At 70.7% G+C, this 23,879-nt stretch carries 22 protein-coding genes; 12 read left to right on the forward strand and 10 right to left on the reverse strand.

What is annotated here, in order from left to right; genetic code table 11:
* Positions 1-3: 3 nt before the first annotated feature.
* From IEY91_RS17245 to IEY91_RS17255, 3 genes are all read right to left on the reverse strand, one after another.
* A complete protein-coding gene (locus IEY91_RS17245) occupies positions 4-168 on the reverse strand; it encodes a sigma-70 family RNA polymerase sigma factor (RefSeq protein WP_164327745.1) in 165 nt (54 codons plus the stop codon).
* Positions 169-780: 612 nt separating this feature from the next.
* The gene (locus IEY91_RS17250) at positions 781-1,746 is read right to left on the reverse strand and encodes a TerC family protein (RefSeq protein ID WP_189174648.1); all 966 of its coding nucleotides are present in this window, start codon (positions 1,744-1,746) and stop codon (positions 781-783) included.
* Between the two features lie 68 nt (positions 1,747-1,814).
* Positions 1,815-2,435: a TetR/AcrR family transcriptional regulator gene (locus IEY91_RS17255; RefSeq protein WP_189174649.1), complete on the reverse strand. Its 621-nt coding sequence runs from the start codon at positions 2,433-2,435 to the stop codon at positions 1,815-1,817.
* Between the two features lie 172 nt (positions 2,436-2,607).
* Between IEY91_RS17255 and IEY91_RS17260 the strand changes: the two genes are divergently transcribed.
* Both IEY91_RS17260 and IEY91_RS17265 read left to right on the forward strand, forming a co-directional pair.
* Entirely contained in the window at positions 2,608-4,785 is a 2,178-nt protein-coding gene (locus IEY91_RS17260; protein ID WP_189174650.1) for a 2Fe-2S iron-sulfur cluster-binding protein, read from the forward strand.
* 203 nt (positions 4,786-4,988) lie between these two features.
* Positions 4,989-5,516: a hypothetical protein gene (locus IEY91_RS17265; RefSeq protein WP_189174651.1), complete on the forward strand. Its 528-nt coding sequence runs from the start codon at positions 4,989-4,991 to the stop codon at positions 5,514-5,516.
* A gap of 54 nt (positions 5,517-5,570) precedes the next feature.
* On the opposite strand, the gene IEY91_RS17270 is transcribed toward IEY91_RS17265, so the two are convergent.
* Positions 5,571-6,224, reverse strand: a complete 654-nt coding sequence (locus tag IEY91_RS17270; RefSeq protein WP_189174652.1) for a TetR/AcrR family transcriptional regulator — start codon at positions 6,222-6,224, stop codon at positions 5,571-5,573.
* Between the two features lie 254 nt (positions 6,225-6,478).
* Between IEY91_RS17270 and IEY91_RS17275 the strand changes: the two genes are divergently transcribed.
* Both IEY91_RS17275 and helR read left to right on the forward strand, forming a co-directional pair.
* On the forward strand, positions 6,479-6,775 hold the full coding sequence (locus tag IEY91_RS17275) for a hypothetical protein (RefSeq protein WP_189174653.1): 297 nt from the start codon (positions 6,479-6,481) through the stop codon (positions 6,773-6,775).
* A 378-nt stretch (positions 6,776-7,153) separates the two neighbouring features.
* Positions 7,154-9,316 (forward strand): RNA polymerase recycling motor ATPase HelR, encoded by a 2,163-nt coding sequence (helR, locus tag IEY91_RS17280; RefSeq protein WP_189174654.1) that lies wholly within the window; start codon positions 7,154-7,156, stop codon positions 9,314-9,316.
* Between the two features lie 93 nt (positions 9,317-9,409).
* Here the strand turns inward: helR and IEY91_RS17285 are convergent, their stop codons facing one another.
* On the reverse strand, positions 9,410-9,949 hold the full coding sequence (locus IEY91_RS17285; RefSeq protein WP_229697035.1) for a methyltransferase family protein: 540 nt from the start codon (positions 9,947-9,949) through the stop codon (positions 9,410-9,412).
* A 28-nt stretch (positions 9,950-9,977) separates the two neighbouring features.
* Between IEY91_RS17285 and IEY91_RS17290 the strand changes: the two genes are divergently transcribed.
* From IEY91_RS17290 to IEY91_RS17300, 3 genes are all read left to right on the forward strand, one after another.
* Positions 9,978-11,198, forward strand: a complete 1,221-nt coding sequence (locus tag IEY91_RS17290) for a TolB family protein (RefSeq protein WP_189174655.1) — start codon at positions 9,978-9,980, stop codon at positions 11,196-11,198.
* 183 nt (positions 11,199-11,381) lie between these two features.
* Positions 11,382-12,260, forward strand: coding sequence for a hypothetical protein (locus IEY91_RS17295; RefSeq protein WP_189174656.1), 879 nt, complete (start codon positions 11,382-11,384; stop codon positions 12,258-12,260).
* A 201-nt stretch (positions 12,261-12,461) separates the two neighbouring features.
* The gene (locus IEY91_RS17300; RefSeq protein WP_229697036.1) at positions 12,462-15,224 is read left to right on the forward strand and encodes a type 1 periplasmic-binding domain-containing protein; all 2,763 of its coding nucleotides are present in this window, start codon (positions 12,462-12,464) and stop codon (positions 15,222-15,224) included.
* Positions 15,225-15,347: 123 nt separating this feature from the next.
* Here the strand turns inward: IEY91_RS17300 and IEY91_RS17305 are convergent, their stop codons facing one another.
* On the reverse strand, positions 15,348-15,761 hold the full coding sequence (locus IEY91_RS17305; RefSeq protein WP_189174657.1) for a cupin domain-containing protein: 414 nt from the start codon (positions 15,759-15,761) through the stop codon (positions 15,348-15,350).
* Between the two features lie 204 nt (positions 15,762-15,965).
* On the opposite strand from IEY91_RS17305, the gene IEY91_RS17310 reads away from it, so the two are divergent.
* Both IEY91_RS17310 and IEY91_RS17315 read left to right on the forward strand, forming a co-directional pair.
* Positions 15,966-16,583: a GNAT family N-acetyltransferase gene (locus IEY91_RS17310; protein WP_164327727.1), complete on the forward strand. Its 618-nt coding sequence runs from the start codon at positions 15,966-15,968 to the stop codon at positions 16,581-16,583.
* Between the two features lie 135 nt (positions 16,584-16,718).
* Positions 16,719-17,675, forward strand: a complete 957-nt coding sequence (locus tag IEY91_RS17315; RefSeq protein WP_189174833.1) for an ATP-dependent DNA ligase — start codon at positions 16,719-16,721, stop codon at positions 17,673-17,675.
* Positions 17,676-17,722: 47 nt separating this feature from the next.
* Here IEY91_RS17315 and IEY91_RS17320 read toward each other — a convergent pair whose 3' ends face one another.
* From IEY91_RS17320 to IEY91_RS17330, 3 genes are all read right to left on the reverse strand, one after another.
* On the reverse strand, positions 17,723-18,286 hold the full coding sequence (locus IEY91_RS17320) for a dihydrofolate reductase family protein (RefSeq protein ID WP_189174658.1): 564 nt from the start codon (positions 18,284-18,286) through the stop codon (positions 17,723-17,725).
* A 77-nt stretch (positions 18,287-18,363) separates the two neighbouring features.
* Positions 18,364-18,852, reverse strand: a complete 489-nt coding sequence (locus tag IEY91_RS17325) for a hypothetical protein (RefSeq protein WP_189174659.1) — start codon at positions 18,850-18,852, stop codon at positions 18,364-18,366.
* A complete protein-coding gene (locus tag IEY91_RS17330) occupies positions 18,846-19,439 on the reverse strand; it encodes a TIGR03086 family metal-binding protein (protein ID WP_189174660.1) in 594 nt (197 codons plus the stop codon). The genes IEY91_RS17325 and IEY91_RS17330 overlap by 7 nt, the downstream gene beginning before the upstream one ends.
* 117 nt (positions 19,440-19,556) lie before the next feature.
* Here IEY91_RS17330 and pdxR point away from each other — a divergent pair, with 117 nt between their 5' ends.
* Both pdxR and IEY91_RS17340 read left to right on the forward strand, forming a co-directional pair.
* Complete coding sequence (gene pdxR / locus IEY91_RS17335; RefSeq protein WP_189174661.1) at positions 19,557-21,008, forward strand: MocR-like pyridoxine biosynthesis transcription factor PdxR; 1,452 nt, start codon at positions 19,557-19,559, stop codon at positions 21,006-21,008.
* Positions 21,009-21,154: 146 nt separating this feature from the next.
* Entirely contained in the window at positions 21,155-21,703 is a 549-nt protein-coding gene (locus tag IEY91_RS17340; protein ID WP_189174662.1) for a DinB family protein, read from the forward strand.
* Between the two features lie 88 nt (positions 21,704-21,791).
* Here the strand turns inward: IEY91_RS17340 and IEY91_RS17345 are convergent, their stop codons facing one another.
* Complete coding sequence (locus tag IEY91_RS17345; RefSeq protein ID WP_189174663.1) at positions 21,792-22,826, reverse strand: helix-turn-helix domain-containing protein; 1,035 nt, start codon at positions 22,824-22,826, stop codon at positions 21,792-21,794.
* Between the two features lie 97 nt (positions 22,827-22,923).
* On the opposite strand from IEY91_RS17345, the gene IEY91_RS17350 reads away from it, so the two are divergent.
* On the forward strand, positions 22,924-23,820 hold the full coding sequence (locus IEY91_RS17350) for an alpha/beta hydrolase (protein ID WP_189174664.1): 897 nt from the start codon (positions 22,924-22,926) through the stop codon (positions 23,818-23,820).
* Positions 23,821-23,879 lie beyond the last annotated feature (59 nt).

Raw genomic sequence — 23,879 nt, forward strand, 5'->3', positions numbered from 1 at the left:
AAGCTAGATCACGATGCTTCCCGGTCCCCGGTTCGACGCGGAAGCCGTCGCCACGTCGTCGTAGACACCGGCGAACGCCTCCTGCTCGCCGCGGGCCACCCGGGCGACCAGCTCCTGGAGATCGAGCACCGGCGCCGATCGGGTTCCGATGTGCACGACTTCTTTCACGCGTGATCCTCCAGCACGAGTCACCTTGCACCAGTGATCCGTGGCCGAGGGCGCTTCAGATTGGTCCGGCCCACATTTCATGTCCCGCTTTTGGCGCGGCAGGGTGAGCGGTGGAACGTGCGCGCGGCGCGGACACGAGAAAGGGCACCTGCCGTACGCAGCGCGTCGTACGGCAGGTGCCTGGCGGAGGAGACCGGCGGCAACATCCGGGCGGAGGAGTCTGGGCACCTCGCACTCCACCGGGAGCGCTCATATCGCCGGCCGCGTCCGCGTGTTCGGGGTCCCTCACGAACCCGACACCCGTAATCCGTGGCCGAGCGGGTGGCGGATTGCCCGACGGGCATGATTCTTGGGCCCGGCCCCGGTGTGCCGGTTGAGTTACGTGCGGGTCGGTGGTCTGTGGTGAGCAGGTTCGTACTCTGCGCAGTCGGGGTTCCGGCAGGGACCCGGGCCCCAGAGAGGGACGAAGACTCCGAGGGTCTTGTGCCGTTTGATCTGACTGGCGACCGGCTGCTTGCAGGCCGGGCAGATGCTGGCGGCCCGCTTTTGCATTTCACGCATTTTGATGGTCATGCTTCTACGCTAAGCCTGAGACGGATTTTTGAAAAGCTTTTACCTCTGTTTTGTTTTTTCATTAGTCGCGGCTTCGGCGGGCCTTCGCAGGCTAAGCACCACGGACGCCGCCAGAACGACGACGATCACGCCCAGACTCACCGGGGACGGGATCTCCGGGACGGAGTCGCTGATCAGCTTGTGGCATGCCTGGAGGATGAGCTTGACGCCGATGAACCCGAGGATGATCGCGAGGCCCTTGCTCAGATAATGGAAGCGGTCCAGCAGCCCCGAGAGCATGAAGTACAGGGCGCGCAGGCCCAGGATGGCGAAGGCATTACTGGTGTAGACGATGAAGGCGTCGTCGCTGACGGCGAGCACGGCCGGCACGCTGTCCACGGCGAAGATCAGGTCGGCGGCCTCGATCGCGGCGACGACGGCGAGCAGCGGGGTCGCCACGTGCTTGCCGGCCTCCTTGATGAAGAACTTCGTACCTACGTACGTGTCACTGACAGGGATGACCTTGCGCAGCAGCCGGACGGCGAAGCTCTTGCCCGGGTCGAAGCTCTCCTCCTCACCCTTGAGGATCTTGTAGACGCTGTAGAAAAGAATGGCGGCGAACACGAAAAGGACAGCGGTGAAGCGGCTGACCACGGCGACGCCGGCGGCGAGGAAGATGCCGCGGAATACCAGGGCGCCGATGACGCCGAAGAACAGGACGCGGTGCTGATAGGCGCGGGGCACCTTGAAGTAGGCGAAGATCAGGGCGAAGACGAAGAGGTTGTCGACGGAAAGGCTCTTCTCCAGCAGCCACGCGGTGGTGTACTCCGTGCCCGCCGTCCCGCCGAGCACGAGGAAGACGACCCCACCGAAGATGAGGGCGAGCCCCACCCACAGGCCGCTCCATGCGGCCGCTTCCCGGAAGCCGATGACGTGTGCGCTGCGGTGGGCCAGCAGATCTATCACCAGCGACACGATGACCGTCGCGGCGAACGCTCCCCACAGCCAGATCGGCACAGCAAGCACGTGGGCCTCGCAAAGAGCCACTGGAACAGGCCCCTACACCCGAGTCTGCCGCATCGGGCTGCCGGCAGCTACTGATCACCGCACAAGTATCGCGTGATCATGGCGACCAGTTCCTTCTCCAGTCTGTCGACCGGCACGGGCCGCGGGGTCGCCATCATCCTGTGGGTATTCATCTCGACCGTCCCCACGACCAGTTCCGCAGCCACGTCGAGGTCCTGAACCCGGACGTCCGGGTGACGGGCGAGCACGTCACGCACCTGACTCACCCGTGCCTTGCCGTGCCGGTCGATCGCTTCGATCAGTTCACTGGAGACCGGAGCCTCCTCGATCATGATCCGCAGGAGTTGCGGGTCGTCGCGATGATGGTCGATCGCGTCGCGGACCAGGGCCCGCACCGTCTCCTCCAAGCTGCCGGGGGCCAGGTCCAGTTCTTCCGCCGCCGTCCAGGCACCGCGGTCGATGTGGCGGACCAGCAGCTCGGCGAGGATGGCGTCCTTGTTCGGGAAGTACTGGTAGAGCGAGCCGATGGACATGCGGGCGTGTTCGGCGATCCGGTTGGTGGTGCCGGCGGCGTAGCCGTACGCGGCGAAAACGTGAGCAGCGGCTGTGAGGACGCGCTCACGGGTGAGTTCGGCGCGCACCTGGCGAGGCTTGCGACGTGGGGTGAGGCGACGGTCGGCGGACGTCATCCGATGGTCCTTCCGGGCGACGAAAAGCGAGTAGCCAAGAGTTGAGCTTTTACTCAGAATAGTGCCATGACCTGCGGAAACAATAGATGCCTTGCCTCCTCTGCGCGTGGGTGGCCGGCGAGTCGCGGCTGGTCACCGACATCCGGCGGCACCTCGGCCGAGAGGAACCCTCATGCAGCAGCCCACACTCCGACCTGACACTCCGCACCGGCTCTCCTCCGTCGAAGAGGTGGAGGCGGTCGTCGGCCGCCCAGCCGCGATGATCAGGCGCAAGCAGATCGGCGTCCTCGACGCGGGCTGCCGCAGCGTCCTGGCCCACAGCCCGGTCGCGGCCTTCGGTTACCGCGACGCCGACGGCATCACCCGGACCACCTTCGTCGGCGGCGCGCCCGGGTTCGCGCGCGTCCACTCCCCGAAGCGGTTCTCCTTCACCGCTCCCGGGCCGGCGGTCGCGCCCGGCCCGGTCTCGCTGTTCTTCTTGCTGCCAGGCGTGGGCGAAGTGCTGCGCGTCAACGGCACCGCAGCCGTACGCAAGGGCGGGGAAACGGCCGTGGACATCACGGAGGCGTACGTGCACTGCGCGCAGGCCGTCATCCGCTCCGGCCTCTGGGAGCCGCCCTCACCTTCCGGGGTGACCGAGCCAGTACCGGGCGAGGGCCCGTTGACCGGCCCCGGTGTGAGCGACTTCCTGGCCGCCTCACCCTTCCTGGCCCTCTCCACCTGGGACGCCGACGGCGGGAGTGACACCAGCCCGCGCGGCGAGCGTCGGACGGTGGCTCGCGTCGTGGACGGCCGAACCCTTCTCCTCGCCGACCGCAAGGGCAACAAGCGCGCGGACACACTTCACAACCTGCTGCAGGACGACCGTCTTTCACTTGCCGCGCTCGTCCCCGGCCGCAGCGGCGTACTGCACGTCCACGGACGCGGCGCGATCACCGACGACGCCACGCTGCTGAAGTCGATGGCGCTGCGCGGGGTGCCACCCCATCTCGCACTCCTCATCGACGTGGAGTACGCCGAGGTGAGCGGCAACGACGCTGTGTCCGGTGCGCGCCTGTGGACGCCTGACGGACGGACGGGTCACGGTCAGGCACCCGACATGATGGCCCTGGGCAGCGCCCACCTGTCCGCCAACTCGGCCGATTCCGGGCGTGCTTCGGCATGGCTGATCAAGCGCATCACCTCCGTCCCAGGGGTGAGCCGGCTGATGCGGAGGGTCATCGACCGCGCCTACGTTTCCGGACTGCGCAAGGAGGGGTACGAGGATGTCCGCGCCTCTGCCCCTCCCCCTGCCGCCCGCGGCGAGGCGGCCAAGAGCCCACTGCGACCCGTGCGCATCTCCGAGATACGCCAGGAGACGCCCACCGCCCGAACCCTCGTTCTCGAGGACGCGGCGGGAGAGTCCAAGCCCTTCGACTTTCACCCCGGGCAGTTCTTCACCCTGGTCGCGGATATCGGGGGCCACCAGGTACGTCGCGCCTACTCGGCCTCTTCGGTCCCCGGCACGACCCGACTGGAACTCACTGTCAAGCATGTGGAGGGCGGACGCTTCTCCACGCACGCCCACGGCGACCTGCGTGCCGGGGACCGCCTCGCGGTACGCGGCCCCTCCGGTACGTTCCACACCCGGGTGCGGGCGCCTGGTCAGCTCGTGCTCATCGCGGCCGGGAGCGGCATCACACCCATGATGAGCATGATGCGAACCCGCCTGCCGGATCCCGCGGCGGGCGACAGAATCGACCTGCTCTACAGCAGCCGAAGTCCCGAAGACATCATCTTCGGCGACGAGTTGACGCGTATGGAGAAGGAGTATCCAGACCGGCTTGGGGTCACCCACGTCCTCACCTCCCGCGACGGGCGACTCGACGCCGAAGGCGTCGGCCAGTGGGTGGCCGGCCTGTCCCTGTCCGACAGCGCACATCACTATGTCTGCGGTCCTGAAGCGCTGATGGACACAGTCCAGGACGTCTTGCACGGGCTCGGTGTGCCGGACGAGCGCATGCACCGGGAACGCTTCAGCGGTGGCGCAGCCGCTCCTGCCGCCGTGGCGGCACCCCAGGAGATGAGAATCGAGGAGGAGGGAAACCTCGTCGGAGCCGCAGTGGTAGAGCCCGGCCAGACCTTGCTCGACGCCGGTCTCGCCGCGGGACTGCGCATGCCGTACTCCTGCACGGTCGGCACCTGCGGCGAATGCATGGTGCGCGTTCGTCGCGGAGAGGTCGCGCAACCCGAGCACACCTGCCTCACCCGCGAGCAGAAGGCCGAGGGCTATGTGCTGACGTGCGTCGGCTGCCCGCTGTCGAAGGTGACCCTCGACATCGCCGATCCGGCGGTCCCCGAAGGGCACTGAGGCCCCCGGTCAGTACCGGGTCGCGGTCGGCTTCGGTTGCCGCTGGCACGGTCGGCCCCGGTTGCCGCTGCCGGGGCCCGGCCCGGACTGCCGCGCCGGGCCCGACGTTTGAGTCACCCTGAAGGGTGAATCGCAACGCGTGTGGGTGACGGGAGCCTCGTGAACCGCTGGCGGCGCGGCTCAGGGCCGTGGATGCTCGCGCCATGGGTAACGGAAACAGGCGCCCGGTCCGCACAGCCGCCCGCTGGACGGTCCGGCTCACCGCCGTGACGGCGGCACTCGCACTCCCCACCGCCGCCTTCGCGGCCCCCGTCGCCGCGAGCTCCGCGGCGACGAACTGCTTCGTCAACGGCCAACCCCAGGCCGGTCCCGAGATCTACGGAACGGCCGGCGACGACGACATCAGGTGCGACGCCCTGGTCTCCGGCGACGTCATCTTCGGCCACCTGGGGAACGACACGATCCGGGTCACCTTCAACCACGCGGGCGTCATCAACGGCGGCCCCGGCCGCGACACCATCCGCCTGGAGGAGGAGAACACGGGCCTCATCCAGGCCGGTGACGACAGTGACGACGTCATCGCCTCCGCCAACGGCGCCCTGGGCAGGATCCACGGCAACCCCGGCGACGACGAGATCCAAGTCCTGCTCAATCAGGGCGTCGTCGACGGCAACGAGGGAAACGACACGTGCCGCGTCAATGAGGGCACGGTGCTCAACTGCAATCCGTGAGCTTCGACGGAGACTCAGGGCAGGTCGAGTCAGGGCGAGTCGCGTCGAGTCAGCTCACGTCAGCTCGTCCAGTTCGGCCGTGAAGAGCAGCGCGGGGTCGAATTCCATCCCGGTGAAGTGGCCCGCGAGTTCGAGGGACAGCACGCCGTGCATGCGGGTCCAGAAGGACAGGGCCCGGTGCAGGGTCGCGGGCGGGGCGGGGTGGCCGTCCGCCCACTGCCTGTGGTCCGCGAGGTGCTCGTCGAACTGCGGCGTCTCGGGGCCGACCGCGGGGAGTTCGGCGGCGTACGCGTCGAGCAGGGTCGTCATGATCTCGGACGCGATCGTGGTGACGTCGTCCGGGGCGTGGTAGCCCGGAACGGGGGTGCCGTAGATCAGGAAGTAGCGCTGCGGGTCCTCGATGGCCCATCCGCGCAACGCGTGCGCCAGCGCGGTCACGTCGGCGCCGGGTGACTCGGCCGCCGCGCGGAAGGTGTCGGCCAGGCTGCGATACGCGTCCCTGATGAGCGCGGTGATCAACTCGTCGCGGTTGGCGAAGTAGCGGTAGAGCGCGGGGCCGCTCAGGCCCATCTGCTTGGCGATCGCGTTGAGGGAGAGCGCGGACGCCCCGGCCGTGGCGATCTGCTGCCACGCGTGGTCCTTGATCTCCGTACGCACCTGGGCTCGGTAGCGCTCGCGCGGGGTCGTGCCCGTGCCCGTATCCGCCATGGCCTGCCGCCCGTCCGCGCCCACTCAGCGCTGCTATCACTTCCAGGTTTCGTTAGAGGCTATCACTCAATCTATTGACGTTCACCGCTCGCCAGAGTTACAACTTCTAACGAACGGCAAATCTTCTAGCATTCACACAGGAGGAGAACGTCATGCCTGCTGCCTCATCCACCACTTCCGCCGCCCCTGCCGCATCCGGCGGACCTGCCGCACCCGACGCACCCGCCCCCACCCCCCGCCGCATTCCGCGGTCGGTGACCATCTCCGCCTGGGCCGTGCCCCTCATGGTTCTCGGGCAGTTCGCCCTGATCTCGATCGTGCCGGTCACGATCGCGCTGGTCGGGGCGCTGCGCCGGGTGCAGGACCGAACGGTTCGCTGGGCGGCCGCGGTTCTCGCCGTCAGCTTCGCGATCCCGCTCACCATTTGGCTGGTGCGACCGGACGGGGCGCAGAGCCTGTCCAAGGACATCCAGCCCGCGTTCGTCGGGGTGATCGTCGCGGCTTCGGCCGCGCTCATCGTCGCCATTCACCGGGCCCGCCGACGAAGCTAGGGACTTCGCGTACCCCGAGAGCATCAGGGGTTACCGTGTCGAGGGTTGGCGTACGGGTCGGCTGAGCGAACCCTCTGGAGGGAGCTGCGCGCCGACAGCGGCCACCCGCTCCTTGCCACTTTCAACATATAGCGCACTGGGGGACTTGCGGCAAGGCCCCCGTCATGGCGCAGAATCGCTGGTCAAAGGCCAGATCCTGCGGAAAACGGAGATCCACTCAGTGCGTGTGTTGCTGTCGGTTTATGGAGTGCGCGGTGCCGTCGAGCCGCCAGTGGGGATCGTGCTGCGGTCGCGGGTGCACGGCCGCGGGGCGCGGGTGTGCGTGCGACCGGATTTCGCGGGTGCGGCTTCGCTCGACCTCGGATCGGAGCTGACGGCATGAATCCTCTGACCTCCAGCGCGTTCAACCTCCCCGAGCGCCTCTCCCCCAAGGCCGATCCGAAGCTGATCGACGCCGACGAGCGCCACTTCGCGGCCATCGCGGAGAGCCTCGAGCAGGCGATCGCCGAAATGTCCGACAGCCTCGCCGCCGAGCGCAGGGCGCCCGGCGGCGTGGGCCGGGAAGCGATGGACCGGGACGCGGAGATCCACCGGCTGACCGGACGCCTGCGCGCCCTGCGTCGCTTCGGTCTCGACCTGTGCCTCGGACACATAGTCGGCGCGGACGACTCCGAGCCCGTGTACATCGGACGGCTCGGCCTCACCGACAGCGAGGGGCGCCGGCTGCTGCTCGACTGGCGTTCGCCCGCGGCCGAGCCGTTCTTCGCGGCGACCCACGCCAACCCGATGGGTCTGACGAGCCGCCGCAGGTACCGCTGGACCCGTGGCCGGATCAGCGACTACTGGGACGAGGTGTTCACCCCCGACGGGCTCGAAGGGCACGCCGCGCTCGACGACCAGTCGGCCTTCGTCGCCAGCCTGGGCACCGAGCGGTCGTCCCGGATGCGTGACGTGCTCGGCACCATCCAGTCCGATCAGGACGCCATCATCCGGGCCGGATCCCGCGGCGCCCTGGTCGTCGACGGCGGTCCCGGCACGGGCAAGACCGTCGTCGCCCTGCACCGCTCGGCCTATCTGCTCTACTCCGACCCCCGTCTCGGTCACCGCCGTGGCGGCGTGCTGTTCGTCGGTCCGAGCCGCCCTTACCTGGCGTACGTGGCGGACGTACTCCCCAGCCTCGGCGAGGAGGGTGTGCAGACCTGCATCCTGCGCGACCTCGTCGCCGAGGGAGCCGGAGCCGCGCCCGAGGCCGACCCGGATGTCGCCGCCCTCAAGGCGACCGTGGGCATGGTGAAGGCGATCGAGCCTGCCGTCGGCATCTACGAGGAGCCGCCCACCAAGGGCATGACGGTGACGACCCACTGGTCCGACATCTGGCTGAGCCCCCACGACTGGGCCGCGGCGTTCGCGGCACCGGAACCAGGAACTCCGCACAACGAGGCGCGCGAGGAGGTCTGGGAGGAACTGGTCACGATCCTGCTGGACAAGCACGAAGGCGAGTACGAGGGCGAGGAGGTCCCGCCCGAGTTGTTCCGCAGGTCGCTGCGGCAGAACCGAGAGCTGGTCACGACCCTCAACCGCGCGTGGCCGATGCTCGAACCGACCGACCTCGTCGGGGACCTGTGGACGGTGCCCGCCTACCTGCGCAAGTGCGCTCCCTGGCTCGGCCCCGACGACGTACGGAAGCTGCAGCGCAAGGAAGCCCAGGCCTGGACGGTGTCCGACCTGCCGCTCCTGGACGCGGCGCGGCAGCGGCTCGGCGACCCCGAGGCGTCGCAGCGAAAGCGACGGCACGAGGCCTCGCTCGCCGCCGAACGCGCCCGCATGGCAGGCGTCATCGACAACATCCTCGCGGCCGACGCCGACGGTGAGGGCGCGGTGACGATGCTGCACGGAAAGGACCTGCAGAACAGCCTGGTCGACGATTCCGGTCTGCCCGCCACCGACCCGGAACCGCTCGTCGGCCCGTTCGCGCACGTCATCGTGGACGAGGCTCAGGAACTGACCGACGCGGAGTGGCAGATGTTGCTGCTGCGCTGCCCGTCCCGGAGCTTCACCATCGTCGGGGACCGCGCCCAGGCCAGGCACGGGTTCACGGAGTCGTGGCGGGAACGGCTCGAGCGGGTCGGGCTCGACCGCGTCGACGTGACCCCCCTGAGCATCAACTACCGTACGCCGGAAGAGGTCATGACCGAGGCCGAGCGGGTCATCCGGGCCGTGCTCCCCGACGCCAATGTGCCGACCTCCATCCGCAGCAGCAACATTCCCGTCGTCCACGGACCGGCTTCCGATCTGAAGTCGATCCTGGACGACTGGCTCGCCGAGCACGCCGAGGGAATCGCCTGCGTCATCGGTGATCCCACGTTCCCCTCGACGTCCCGGGTCCGCTCGTTGACCCCGGAGCTGTCCAAGGGGCTCGAGTTCGACCTGGTCGTCCTGGTCGACCCGGAGGCGTTCGGCGAGGGCATCGAAGGGGCGGTCGACCGCTATGTGGCGATGAGCAGGGCGACGCAGCGGCTCGTCATCCTCACCAGCTCCTGACAACGGCTCTTGCGCGCCGGCGGCGAGGTCTGCGAAGGCCTCGCCGCCGGTTGCCGTGACGCGCCCTCTGCGCGGCCGCGTCCGCTCAAGTCGTCAGCCCCGCCAAGCCCGCGCCCTGGGAAGCCAACCCGGAACGGCCCGGCGATAGCGTTCGTACTCCGCGCCGAACGTGCTCAGCAGCTTCGGCTCCTCGTACCAAGTCGCGAACGCCCACATGACCGCCCCGGCGAACAGGGCGTACGCCAGCAGGATCGGCCGGGCGAGGAGCAGCCCCTGCCCGGCGATGGCGGCCACCACCGCCACGTACATCGGATTGCGCACATGCCGGTACAGGCCGCCGACCACCAAGTGCTCGGTGGGCGCCACCGGCGCGGGTGTGCCGAGCCCCTCGGCCACGAACCGCGCGAACGCGTGCACCAGCACCACCGCGCCCATGGCCAGCACGGCACCGCCCAACACCCGTACCGGCAGCCACCAGTGCCCGGCTTCCCATCGCGTCAGCAACCACGGCAGCAGTCCGGCAACCGTCCCCGGGGCGAGCACCATGAACAACGAACTGCCCATCGCCGCCGTCGACTTGCGCATCCAGTCAGAATGGCGGCGGCAGACGTTGGTGTACAGGAGAGGGAGCATGATGAGAAGACCTTGGTTACGCGTCTCCATGATCGCCGTCCTGGCGGCGGCACTCGGCTGTCTCGCCGGGCCCGCAGGGGCGACCGGGGAGGCGGGAGACGGCAGGGCCCCGCATACGGAACGGATCAGCGTGGCCCCTGACGGCACCGGCGGCAACTCGCACTCGGTGCAACCGGTGGTCAGTGCGGACGGGCGCGTCGTGGCCTTCCAGTCGTCGGCGAAGAACCTGGTGCCCGGGACGGACGTCGACAACAGCATCTTCTATCGGACCGCTCCCGGCGGGCCGCTGCGGCGTGTGGTGGTGCCGGGCGAGTCGACGTCGACGCCGCAGCTGTCCGAGTCGGGGCGCCATCTGACCTTCAACTCGTGGTCGGCCACGGCCCAGCGGTCCTCCGTGCACGTCATGGACCTGCGCACCGGGAGCGTCGACCGCCTGGAGCCCGCGCTGGGCGAGGGCTACACGGTGTCGTACGGCATCGCCCCGGTCAGCGCGAACGGACGGTACGTCGCCTTCGTCGCCCGGCCCACCGGCGACGACGAGCACGGAGCGTACGCCTGCAGAGTCATGCTCCTGGACCGCTCGACGCAGCGCGTGCGCCGGGTCAGCAGGCCCTCGGACGGGTCGAAGGAATTCCACCAGTGCGAGCAGCTCTCGATGAGCGCCGACGGTCGCAAGGTCGCCTATCTGGAGGGCTACTCGGGGCCGAGCGACACCGACCAGGGCGACATCGTGGTGTTCGACCGGGTGACGGGGAAGAGCACGGAGGCCGACGCGACGCATGACGGCGCGCCGGCCGACAGGTCGGCGATCGCTCCGGTGCTGAGCGCCGACGGCTCCAAGGTCGGCTTCAACTCGGTGGCCACCAACCTGGTTCCGGGCACCGATCCCAACGGGAGCACCAGCACGTCCTGGAACGCCTTCGTCCGCGATCTGCGCACCGGTGAACTGCGGCGGTACGACGGCCACTCCCCCACCGACCTCACGCTGGTGTCGGATCTGTCGGTGGACGGCTCGAAGCTGCTCCTGAACACGGCGGACGCGGACCGCACGACGCTGGGGCTGATCCTGCGCGATCCGCGCACCGGCCACGAGGAGCTCCTGTCGCCGGGCACGGACGGCAAGCCCGTCACGGTGGGGCGAGCGGCACTGAGCGCGGACGAGCGGACAGTCGTCTTCGACTCCTACTACCCGGGCCTGGTGCCCGATGACACGAACTTGATCGGAGATGTGTTCGTCCGCTCCCGCTGAGCGGTGACGTCCCGCCCGGCGGTACGCCTTCAGGGCACCGTTGGCCGTGCCGCATGCGCGCGGTGAATCGGCGGAACGCCCCTGCTCCACCCCACAAGAGCCTTACCTTGTAGTCCTCTTGCCGACGCGGCCGCGCCGTCGTGGCGCGGCAGGGCGGAGCGGGGGCGAAGGGGGGCGGGTGCCGTGCCTGAGGAAGCAGTCCCAGAGGTCGTCGGTTCCCCGCACGGGGCGGCCCGCCGCCGGACGTACAGATATCGCGGACTCGCCGTGGCCGTCGGCATCGGCCTGGTGCTCGGTGTCGCCGGAGGGATCGCCGCGCACGCCGTCTGGCCCGACGAATCACCAGCCACCGACAAACCACCAGCCGCCGGGACGGTGGCCTCCGAAGCCGAGACCATTCGCGCCGCCATGCTGAAGCAGAAGCGGGTCGGCGTCGGCGTCCTCGCCCGCGAGGGCGGCGACCCCGACTTCTTCACCGGCCGCGCCCGCCTGGAACTGCGCGACGCCACCACGGCCCACGCCGAGACGCATGTTCTGTACGACATGGGCGAGGGCCACGCCTGGTACCCACCCGAGATCGTGCTCATCGGCAACCGCGCGGCCATCACGCCCGCCAAGGAGATGACCGGCCCCGCGTACGGCCGTGACGGCGCCTTCCGCACCGTGTCGGACGCGACCGCCGCCGCCACCGACGACGTCCCCTTGCACAACGCACTGGAAGCCCGCTGGCTGGCCGAGCCCGCCCACCTCGTCGCTCTACTCGACGGGGCCACCCGCGTGAGCACGCGGCGGGCGGGTGCGGGCGACACCCGGACCCTCACCGGCAGCACCCCACTGCGCGCCCTCGGCGCCGACGCGGTCGTCGGCCGCCTGTACCGCCCGTACGCGACCACGAACCCCGGCGGCACGGTCCGCTTCACCTTGACGGTGAACTCCCGTGATCTGCCCGGCACTTTGAAGACCGAGGTGCCTTCGCGGGACGGCGAGGACATCTTCAGCGTGGAGTATCGCCGGTGGGGGAAGGGGGCGCCGATCACTCGGCTGCCGGGAGCCGCCCAGTAATTCGACGTGGTTCAGCTGCCCGAGCCTGCCACGGGACCGGTCCCGCGAACCAGTGGCCACCATTTCCTCGACTCCGCTGCGCATGCACGCCTGTCGCACAGGCGCGTACGCGTGCTTCGCGCAGGGACTTCCGCAAGGTCCTGCGAGTCTCACCGCGACGGTGCTAAGACGTCTGGACGCCTTACTTGGGGGAGAGGGCTCATGGTGACCACGGGACATTCACAGGCCGGAGTGCCGGCGTTCGCCGGAGTGGAGCATTTCGTCGAGGCCTTCGACCGTCTGGTCGTGCAGCCCAGGCGCCGGCGCAGCCGCGTGCCGGTGGTGCTGCTCAGCGAGCCGGGGCAGGGGCGGGACGGGCAGCGCATCGTCGGCGGCCTGTACAGACGTCTGCTCGGCCGTGAGACGCGGCTGGCGGCGCACGCGTATCTGCGCGGTTCGGGCGATCCGGCCTGGACGCCTCCGGATGATCCAGTCCTCGGACGGCTCTACTTGTTCTCGCAGCTCACTCGGCAACTGATGGAGACCATGCCGCGCGGCACGGGCAGACTCCGGCTGCCCTGCTACCAGTTGCTGCGCTCCATCGTCACCGCACCGCCCGTCGAGGGCCTCGGCGACCGGCATCACTCCGAGCTCAAGGACCACGCCTACGCGGGACACCGTGAAGTGTCCTCCCTCGCCCGCGTGTTGTGGTGGCTGGGCGGGCGCGACCAGGCCAGTGGCGGCACGCTGCTCGAACTGCTCTGGAACTTCGTCGCCGGTCCGCTGTTCCAGCGCCTGCCGCGCGCCGTCTATGTACGGCGCGCCAATCGGCTGATGCTGGGCAACTCGCGGCGGCAACGGTGGTACGCGGAGTGGGCGCGCCTGCAGCAGGGCACACCGCCGACCGACTTCTTCCGGTCGGCACGCGATCTGGTGCACGGCGGCGATGCCGAGCAGTTCGACCGCATTCTGGTGCACGCGCTGCTCGCCGACCTCGACTCCGCCTGCCGCAAACGTCTCCTCAACCCCTGGCGCAGGCGCCGGGTGTGCCGCTTCGTGCTGCTCGTCGCGGAGGCGGGCGGCGAGAACTCGCGCGAGCAGCGCTTCTTGCGCGAGCTGCGGTCCGCCACGGAGGACCTGCGGTGCACGTCGGTGGTGGCGGTGGCCGCGGGTGTGCGTTCCCTCGCGCATCGGATCCCCGACATCGAGGTGGCCACCCTGTCCGCGGCGGGCGCCGAGCTGGCCAATGTCGCCGAGCACGGCAGCGCGCCGGGAAGCCCCACCGGCATGGTGGTGCCCGTGGTCGATGCGGGGGCCGACGACGACCCGGCGGCGACGTACTGGCTGCGCCGCAGGCCGACGCTGGCGCCCCCTTCCAAGCGCTGGGGTCCGCGCGCGGAGATCGTCGGCACGGTCGGGGTGCTGGCCCTGGTTCTTGCCCTCACGGGCATCAGCCTGGGGCCGCTGGGGAAGGCGGACGCCGACGCGTGCCGCGGCTCGACGTTCCTCGGCACCGACGGCCAGTGCGTGGGCGTCGCCGAGGGCGCGGCGTCGTTCGGCAAGGACAGCGGCGACCGGGCCCTGCGTGACGTACTCGAACGCATCGAGCGGCAGAACGGCGAGATGGACAAGGAGCTTTCGGGCCGCACGGACACGGGCGGTCCTGCCGGCCGCACCGTCGTCTACTTCGGGCCGCTCAGCGGCGGCAAGGACGCCGAGGACCCGGTGCGCGGCGGCACGCTGGCCGAGCTGCGCGGCATCGCCATCGCCCAGGGGCAGGTCAACGCGCAGGCGCTGCGCTCCGGGGAACGGGTGCCGCTCCGGGTGCTCGCGGCGAACGCGGGTGACCGGTTCAAGGACGCCCCGGACGTGGCCCGGCGCGTGGTGCGGCTCGCGGAGCGCGACCGGTCGATCGTGGGGGTCGTGGGTTTCGGGCAGAGCAGGCGCAAGACGTACGAGGCCGTCCGGATCTTCGGAGACGCCGGCATTCCGATGGTCGGCACGTCCGGCACGGCGGACGCGCTGCTCCAGCAGAGCGGCCACTACTACCAGATGGCGCCGACCGACTCCCGCGCCGCCGCCGTGATGGCGTCCTTCGCCAGGCACGCCCCGATGGCGGCGGACGGAAAGCCGGTGCGCCGCGTCCAGTTGATCGCCGATCCGGCCGACGCCTACAGCGCGAGTCTCGCCGCGTCGTTCCGCGAGGAGTACGGCGCCAAGGGCACCGACGTGCTGCTCTACACGCCGGCCGACGCACCGGAGCCGCCGCCCGCGTCGCGGGGCCTGTCCGGCAGCGAACTCCCGGCCGTGGAGGATCTGGCACGCCAGGTGTGCGGCGCGGTGGCCCGTGAGCCGCGGACGGCCGTGGTGTGGGCGGCGCGCGGCAGCCAGTTCCACCCCTTCCTGAGCGAGATCGCCCGGATCTCCCGCGACTGCCCGAAGATCGTGGTGCTCGGCGACGACGACCTGACGACCGCGCTCTCCGAGGAACGCAGGCCGTGGGAGGTGTTCGGCGGTCTGTCGCTGTACTACGTCTCGCACGGCCGGGCGGCCGCTCTGGCCCAGGACAGCGGCGAGGCCGCCGCCTTCCTCTCTGCGTACGACGCCGCGTACGGCAAGGACGAGAGCACGCGTACGTCGACGATGCGTGACGACGCCCATGTGGCCATCGGCTGGGACGCGATGCGCTATCTCGCCGAGGGCGTCGACCAGGCGTGGCGCGGCACCGGCGGCCATGACGAGCGCCTGGACCGGGGACTCTTGCAGGGCGTGCTCTACCAGGGCCTGGGCGGTGGCGGCTTCGACGGGGCGACGGGCCGGATCGACGCGCACGGCGCGGCGGGCGGCGGCCGCCTCACCGAGAAGAAGCTGCTCGGCGTGGAGCGGGACGGCAAGAACGGCCCACGGACGGTGCTGCTGTGCGGAATGGTGGCACGGGGCGACACGCGGGCCGAGTGGGGAGACGGATCGCATCCGTGTCCGTGACTGCCGGGCGGGTGGCTCAGTTGCTCATGTTCCGCTTCCAAGGCCGACGGTCGTCCGGGCGCGTGCCCGTGGGCGGCTGCCCGGACGACGTCCGCTTCTTCTTCCGGCTCGTTCCGCCTCGCCCTACTTCGTTTCCGTCTCCTTGAGTTGGTACAGCTCGGGCAGGGAGACCTTGATCGGCTCCTGTGTGGTCCGGGCGATGACGACGACCGCGGGTTCGTTCGGGTCCGGGTTCTCCTCGCGGTGCGGGACGTTCGGGGGTACGAGGAAGAAGTCGCCGGGGCCGGCGGCGATCCGTACCTCCTGTGTGCCGTCGTGGTAGACGAACACCGGGTGTCCGCTGACCACGTAGATCCCGGCCTCCGATTCCCCGTGGTGGTGGTTGTCCGTCGCGCTCAGCGGCGGGTTCTCCACCATGCCCATCCAGAGATTCCTCGAGCCGACCGTCCCGCCGCTGATGGCGGCGTAGCCGTCCAACTCGCCGGCCCGGACGTGGTGGACGCGGTTGTTCAGCGGGCGCTCGTCGTGGGTGCTCATCGGGCAACCTCCTGTGTGTCGTGGGGCGTTGGCTGGTGACCAGGTTGCAAGGTTCCGGCGCGTGCGGCAACTGAAGTTGCCGTATCGGCAAGTGGAGCGGCAGCGCCCGCCCGTGCGGCCTTCCCCAACTCCTCGCGCCCACCCGCCCCGTGGGCCGCAGGCATCCCGACCCCACCTCACCGTCGAAGATCACCGGGATGCAGAATGACCCGTATGTCGACAACGAACACCCCGACGACGGCCACGATCGACGACGCGCCGCTGATCGGTCGCACCCTGACCCGCGCCTTCGACGACGACCCGATGATGCGCTGGTTCTTCCCCGACGACGCGGCGCGCGAGGCCGCGCTGGGCCGCTACTTCACCACGATCTTCACCCGGCAGTACGTCACCCACGGCGTGTGCGAGCGCACCGACGCCGCGGCCGCCTTCTGGGTGGCGCCGGAGGCGCAGGACAAGGCCGTTCCCGACGCGGAGACCATCTCGGAGCTCCTGAACATCCTCGGCGACCGCGCCGGGCTGTTCCGGGACGCCGTCGGCGCGGCCGCCGAGCACGCGCCCCAGGAACCGCACTGGTCCCTGGCGTTGATCGGCGCCGACCCCGCCGCGCAGGGCCAGGGACACGGAGCCGCCCTGCTGCGCTCGGGTCTCGCCAAGGCCGACGCGTCGGGCATGCCCGCGTACCTGGAGTCCTCCAAGCCGTCCAACCTGCCCTTCTACGAGCACTTCGGCTTCACCCTGCGTGAGGAACTGCAGTTGCCGGGCGGCGGTCCCGTGCTGTGGACGATGTGGCGCGAGCCGCAGCGTACGGCCGACGTCTAGAAGGAGACGTCTGGAGGGGGACGTCTGGAAGGAGACGTCCCGAAGGAGCGGCCACGCGTTCGGCGCGGTGGGCTGTCCGGGCGATCGGACAGCCTGCCGCGCTTGAACCGCGGACCGGCGGGCGAGGCCTGGACCATGGTCGCCTTGCCTCAGATCGCCCCGATGCTCGCCTCTCCCGGGCCGCTCCCGCCCCAGCGGGCCGATCACCTGTGGAGCGCCGAGACGAAGTACGACGGGCAGCGGGCGATCGTGTACCTGCCCGGCGACGGCTCGCTGCTGTTGCGCTCGCGGTCCGGGGCCGACATCACCGCCGCGTACCCCGAACTGCACTCCCTGGGCGCGCGGATGTCCGTGCCCGCGGTCCTGGACGGGGAGATCGCCGTCCTCGACGGGCACGGCAGGCCCGACTTCGCCCGGCTCCAGCCGCGCATGGGCCTCGCCTCCTCCCCGGCCCGTGCCGCCCGCCTGGCATCCCAAGACCCCGCCCACCTGGTCCTGTTCGACGTCATGTTCCTCGACGGGCAGTTGCTGACCGGTCTGCCGTACACCGAGCGACGTCAGTACCTCCAGCGGATGGTGGCCGCGGGCGCCCGCTGGTCCGTGCCCGCCTCGGTTCCCGGACACAGCCGACAGGCGCTGGAACTCACCCGTTCCCAGGGCCTGGAGGGCATCGTCCTCAAGCGTCTGGACTCGGTGTACGAGCCCGGAGTGCGCTCCTCGGCCTGGATCAAGGTCAGGAACGTACACACGGTGGACGCGGTGATCGGGGGCTGGGTGCCCGTCCGGGGGCGCCAGGGCGGTCCGCCGGGGGCCCTCCTCATGGGCGAGCCCCACGAGGGAGCGCTGCGCTACCTGGGCAGCGTGGGCACCGGGTGGAGCGAGCAGGAGCGCGGTGTGCTGGCCGAGCTCCTGGCCGTCGCCGCGGACGACACCTGCCCCTTCACTCCCCCACCGGCCGTTCCCGGAGCCCAGTGGGTGCTGCCCCGGCTCGTGGCCGAGATCCGGTTCACCACCCGTACCCGCGCGGGGCTGCTGCGCCAGCCGGTGTGGCACCGGCTGCGCCCCGACCTCGCGCCCGGCGGCGACGCCTAGGGCGCTCGACACCGGACGTTCTTGCCGAGGCTCGGCGGCCAAACCGGTTAGCGCGTCACGCGGTAGCGGACGTAGACGAATTTCGAGCTGAAGGTGCGGGTCTCGACGAGTTCGAGATCCACCCGGCGCTCGTCCCGGGGAAAGAACGGAATGCCGCCGCCGACCAGCACCGGGTAGACCACGGTCCGGTACTCGTCGATCAGACCCGACGCGGCCGCCTCGGCGGCGAGCGTCGCGCCGCCGATCGCGATGTCGCCCTCCCCCGGCTCGGCCCGGAGCCGCTCGATCTCCTCGGCCACGCCGCCGGAGAGCAGGCGGGCGTTGCCCTGCACCTCCGACAGCGTGGTGGAGAACACCACCTTGGGAAGCGGGTTCCAGAGCGCGGCCCACTCGAGCTCCGCGTCGCCGAGCGCGGGATCCTGGTCGGCGGTTTCCCAGTACAGCATCGTCTCGTACAGCCGTCGTCCCATCAGGTGGACGCCGACGTCTCGGATCTCGTCGATCCAGAAGCGGAAGACGTCCGCGTCGGGTGCCGACCAGTCGAAGCTGCCGTCGGGCCCGACGATGTAGCCGTCGAGTGAGACGTTCATCGAATAGGTCACGCTGCGCATCAGAAGTCCTCCTCGGTGACGGGTTCGACCGTAAGACCGTCGGACGGCGCAGGACTCATCGCGACTCGCAGGAATGTCTAGTCGCCGTGCCGTGCCGCCCCCCGCGCGGCACGGAAGCGGTCGTCCGACATCAGCCATGCTTCCGCGTCCTGCCGGATCCGCGCCGCGTCGAAGCTCTCGTACTCCAGGATCATCGACCTGATCGTGCCCCGCTCGCGGTACTCGTCCATGATCACGACGTGCTCCGGCAGGCGTACGAACGCCGCCAGGGCCCGCCGCCCCGTCCACACCGAGACCGCTCCGCAGCGCCGGGCCGTGGGCGCGACCCACAGCCACATGCCGACCGCTCCGTCGAGCTGCGGCCAGCGGCGCCGCAGCATGAAGCCGCGGCGCGCGATGCCGGGCAGGTCTCGGTAGGCGTGGCTGGTGAAGTCGGTGACGCTGACGATCAGTGGAGCGGTCTGTGCACCGGTCTGTGCACCGCGTACGTCGCTGTCGATGCCGTTCGCCGCGCTGTCGCCGAGGGAGTCCGCGGCAGGGCCCTGGCGCCAGCCGCTCCTCAGCATGGGCCGGGCTTCCAGGACGGGTCGCGGCCGAGCAGGGCGAGCAACCGGTCCTCCGGCGGGGCGTCGTCGGGCACGGCGATCCGTCGGTGGAAGGCGGCACCGGCCCCGCGGCCCTCGTCAGGGACCAGGGCGGCCACGCTCAGCGCGGCGGCGGTGAGTTCGGAGCTGGGTTCCCACGGGGCGCCGATCGTCACCGCGACGTCCCAGGCGTGCGCCACGTAGTCGAGCAGGTGGAAGCCGATCGCGGTCCGTCCGGGGACGGCGAAGCCCTCGCCCACCTCCGGCAGCGCGAACCGCCGCTCCCGTACGTCGTCTTCGGCGAACGCCGCGGTGACCTCGGCCGCCGACGCCTCGTACGCCCCGGCCGGGTCGTCGCCGAGGTCGCCGTCGCGCCACACGGCCCACGGCTCACCGGCGCCGCGGGCGGAGGCGGCGAACCCCTCGTTCTGGCTGACCAGATGGCGGAGCAGGCCGTACAGGGTCCAGTCCGTGCACGGTGTCGCCAACCTCAACTGGTCGGTTTTCACCTGGGAGACCACCTCCCCGGTCAGCGACAGCGCCTGGTGGTCCAGTCGTCGTATGTCCATGGCTGGAGCGTAAGATCGCACAGCGGTTCAGCTCCAGAGCCAAAAGGCTGCCAACTGATTGAGCCAATTGCCGGACTCCCGCGGCCGACACCGCCGGGCCGGAAACGGGAGGCCGACATGGACGTGCACGTCAGGCTCGAGGGGCAGCGCGATCTGTCCGGTCAGATCTACCGCCAGTTGCGGACCGCGATCCACGACGGGCTGCTGCGGCCCGGTGAACCGCTGCCTCCGACCCGGGAGTTGAGCCGCCGCCTCGCGGTGGCCCGCAACACCGTCGGCGTGGCCTACGAACGGCTCGTCGCCGAGGGCTACGCGGACAGCAGAGTCGGCTCCGGGACCTATGTGCGTACGGCGGGTCTGCCCGCGCAGGAGGCCGCGACCGCCACCGGAACCACCGGCTCGGGACTGCGCCCGCGCGCCCTGTGGGCGGGCCTGTCCCCGTGGACGACTCCGGCGAGCACGGGCCCGACCACGGCGGCCCACGACTTCCGGGCCGGCCTGCCGGACGCCCGGCTCTTCCCCTACGACGCCTGGCGTCCCCTGATCGCCCGGGAACTGCGCCTCTCGGCGGACGGGGCGGTCGGATACGGCGATCCGGCGGGCCACGCCGGGCTGCGCGCCGCGCTCTCCCGGCACATCGGGCTCTCCCGTGGTGTGCGGACCGGCCCGGACGACGTGCTGGTGACCACCAGCACGCAGCAGGCCCTGGACCTCATCGGACGGGTGCTGCTCGAACCGGGCGACCGGGTGGCCGTCGAGGAGCCCGGCTACCCACCGGCGCGGCTGGCGTTCCTGGCGCAGGGCGCCGAGGTCACGGGCGTACCGGTGGACGCCGAGGGCCTGCTGGTGGACACCATCCCGCCGGACACCCGCGCCGTCTACGTCACTCCCGCCCACCAGTTCCCGCTCGGCATGCCGATGTCCCTGCGGCGCAGAACGGCGCTGCTGCGGTGGGCGCGGCGGCACGGCGCGGCGGTGATCGAGGACGACTACGACAGTGAATTCCGGTTCGGCGGGCGGCCGGTGGAGACGTTGCAGAGCCTGGACCAGGACGGACACGTCATCTACGTGGGGTCGTTCTCCAAGGTGATGCTGCCGTCCCTGCGCGTCGGCTTCCTGGTGGCGCCCGCCCCGCTGCGCTCAGCGCTGCACACCGCCAAGTACGCCGCCGACTGGCACACGGCCGTTCCCACGCAGGCAGCGCTCGCCCGCTTCGTCGACGACGGGTTGCTCGCCCGGCACATCCGCCGGATGCAGCACACGTACGCGACCCGGCACCAAGCCATCACCCGTGCGCTCACCGAGCACTTCGCGGGCGTCGTCGAGCTGGTGCCGTCCGCCGCGGGCCTGCACGTGACCGCGTTCACGCGAGGCCACCTTGCCGACCCCAAGGCCCTCGCGGCCCAGGCGCGCCGGGCCCGAGCGGCCGGCGTGGCGGTGCACACCCTGGCGGAGGTCTCCGCCAACCGCTCCGCACGCCCGGGGTTCGTCTTCGGCTACGGCTCGATCGAGGCCCCGGACATCGAGCCGGGCCTGCACCGCGTGCTCGGCCCGCCGCAGGACGGCTGAACACTGTCGCCCGTCATCACACCGGTGTCCGTCCTCGGCGCCGAGCAACAACCCGCAGGTCAGACCCGATGTCAGCGCCCGCTGTCAGTGGCGCCTGCCAGACTCGGCCCATCCCTGGCCCGGAAGACAGAACCGGAAGGCAGACGATGACCGACTCAGCCGCCCCCAAGCACTACGCACCCCGGTGGAGCGACGACACCCGCGTGCCCCCGCCCTACGTCGGCGGCGAAAGAGAGACCCTGGTCGCGGTCCTGGACTGGCACCGGGCGACCTTCGAGCTCAAGTGCGCCGGCCTGCTCCCGGAGCAGTTGTCCGCGCGGGCGGTGCCGCCGTCCGGCCTGTCCCTGCATGGCATGGTGCGTCATCTGGCCGGCGCCGAACGCTGGTGGTTCCGCATCCAGTTCGCCGACGAGAGCGTTCCGATGCTCTATTACTCCGACGACGACCCCGACCAGGACTTCGACAGCCTGGACGGTGACATCGACGAGGCCTTCGCCGTCTGGCGGACGGAGTGCGAGCGCTCCAGACAGATCACGGCCGCTGCCGCGTCGCTGGATGAAACGGGGATCCGAAAGAGCACCGGCGAGCCGATCTCCCTGCGAAGGATCCTGGTGGACATGATCGCTGAGTACGCACGCCACAACGGTCACGCCGATCTCCTGCGTGAATGCATCGACGGGTCCACCGGGATGTGACGCGGCAGGACGGCCGTAGCGGTGCCGCCTCGGCCGACGGCCGACGTGAGCCGACGGCCGACCTGAGGCGACAGCCGACGTGACCAGTTCAGTCGGCGAGCAGCCGATACGCGGTGAGGGCGAGCCTGGCCCTCACCAGCCCGGTGGGCTCGGTCAGTTCGATGCCCAGGGTCTTGCCGATCTGTTCGAGGCGGCGGGCGACGCTGCTGTGGTGCAGGTGGAGGCAGTCGGCGGCCCGGCGCAGGGAGCCTGTGGCGCAGTAGGTGTCCAGCGTCTCCAGGTCGTCGGGGCTGTCGGCGATGCGGGCGATCGCGGCCACGTCGGCGTTGTCCCGCGCGGCGTCCTGCGGCACCTCGGCGAGCAGGGCCAGGGCACCCAGATCGGCGTGGCGGACGACGGGGTGGCGTGGGGTGGTGAAGCGGAGGGCCGTGCGGGCTTGGGACCAGGAGCGGTCGGGGGTGTCGGCGGCGCCGATGCCCGCGCGTACGCCTGCCGGGAGCCGGGTCGGGTCCAGGGTGGTGGCAAGGACCACGCCCACGTCGGGCAGCGGTGCCGCCTTCACCGGGCGGTCCGGACAGAGCAGGCCCGCGATCCGGTCGAGCGGAAGGCCGGACCGTACGGCGGCGACGCGGACCGGCAGGTCTGCCGTGAAGCCCAGGAGCCGCAGCGCCCGCGCTCTGGCCGCCTCGTCGCTGTCGGCGCTGATCACCAGCTCGACGAGCGCGGGGTCGGCCATCGTGGTGCGGGCCGGACCGTAACGCTCGACGACCGCCGCCGCGGCGATGGCAAACCGGTCGAGCAGCATGGCGTCGAGCGCACCCGGCGGGCCGGGGCGCTCCAGCCACACCGTGCCGATCTCCTCGTCGTCGAGCGTGACCGGCGCCGAACTGGACGCGGGCGGCGGCGGAGCGGCGGCTTCCCTGCCGTCGGGCGACACCCGGATCGCCCGGCCCGTGCCGTGCAGCCGCATCCCCACCCCGCACTCGGCGAGGCCCGCCGAGGCCCGGGCGAGCGCCGGGAGGTCCACCCGGCGGCGCATCAGCGTGTCGTAGAACATCACGACGCGGATCGCGCCCTCGGCCTGAGCGTCCAGTTGTGACAGCCGTGCGGCCAGTGCCTCCATGACGGGAGCATAGAGCGCCGACCGGTGCGCGATCCGGTGCGTATGCCCGACGGTTGGCGGGTGACCGTGCGGGGTGCGCACGGTGAGGATGGCCGACATGGATCCCGAACTCGAAGTATTCGTCCCGCTGTTCCCCCGTACCGACCTGAGCGACCCCGTCGCCGAACGCAAGCAGATCGCGGAGCTGGCCGCCGCGGTCCCGGTGCCGGAGATTCCCGGACTGGAGGTCGAGGACCGCATGGTGCCCGCCGATCCGGACGTGCCGGTGCGGATCTATCGTCCGCAGCGGGCTCAGGGTGCCGTCGTCTGGCTGCACGGTGGCGGCTGGGTCATGGGGGACGTGAACACCGAGCACCCGATGGCCGCCCGGCTCGCGGACGCCTCCGGCGCGGTGGTGATCTCGGTGGGCTACCGCCTGGCCCCCGAGCACCCGTTCCCGGCCGCGCCGGACGACGCGTACGCCGCCCTGACCTGGGCGGTCGAGCACGCGGCCGAGCTCGGTGTCGACGCGGAGCGGATCGCGGTCGGCGGGCACAGCGCCGGCGCCACGCTCGCGGCCTCGGTGGCCTTGCGGGCACGGGACGAGCAGGGGCCGCGGATCCGCTTCCAACTGCTCAACCAGCCGTCGCTCGACGACCGGCAGGAGTCGTGGTCGGCGCGGAACTCCACCGACACGCCCTGGATGACCCGCGCCAAGATCACCGCGTCATGGGGTCACTATCTGGGCTCGGAGCCCGCCTCGCCGTACGCGGCCCCGGCGCGGGCCACCGACCTGTCCGGCCTGCCGCCGGCCTACATCGCCACCGCGGAGCTCTGCCCGAACCGCGACGAGGACATCGACTACGGGCTTCGCCTGCTGCGGGCGGGGGTATCCGTCGAGCTGCACCAGTGGCCCGGCACGTTCCACGGCTCGCACGCGATCGTGTCCGCGGACGTCTCCCAGCGGCAGATCACCGAGCTGGCGGAGGTGCTGCGGCGCGCCCTGGCCGGGTGACGCGGCACGGTCGGCGCCGGACACCCGCCGGGCCTCCGGCCACGCGAGAAGCCCTGTGG

Origin of the sequence: Streptomyces lasiicapitis, assembly GCF_014646335.1 — a bacterium.
GTDB lineage: Bacteria > Actinomycetota > Actinomycetes > Streptomycetales > Streptomycetaceae > Streptomyces > Streptomyces lasiicapitis.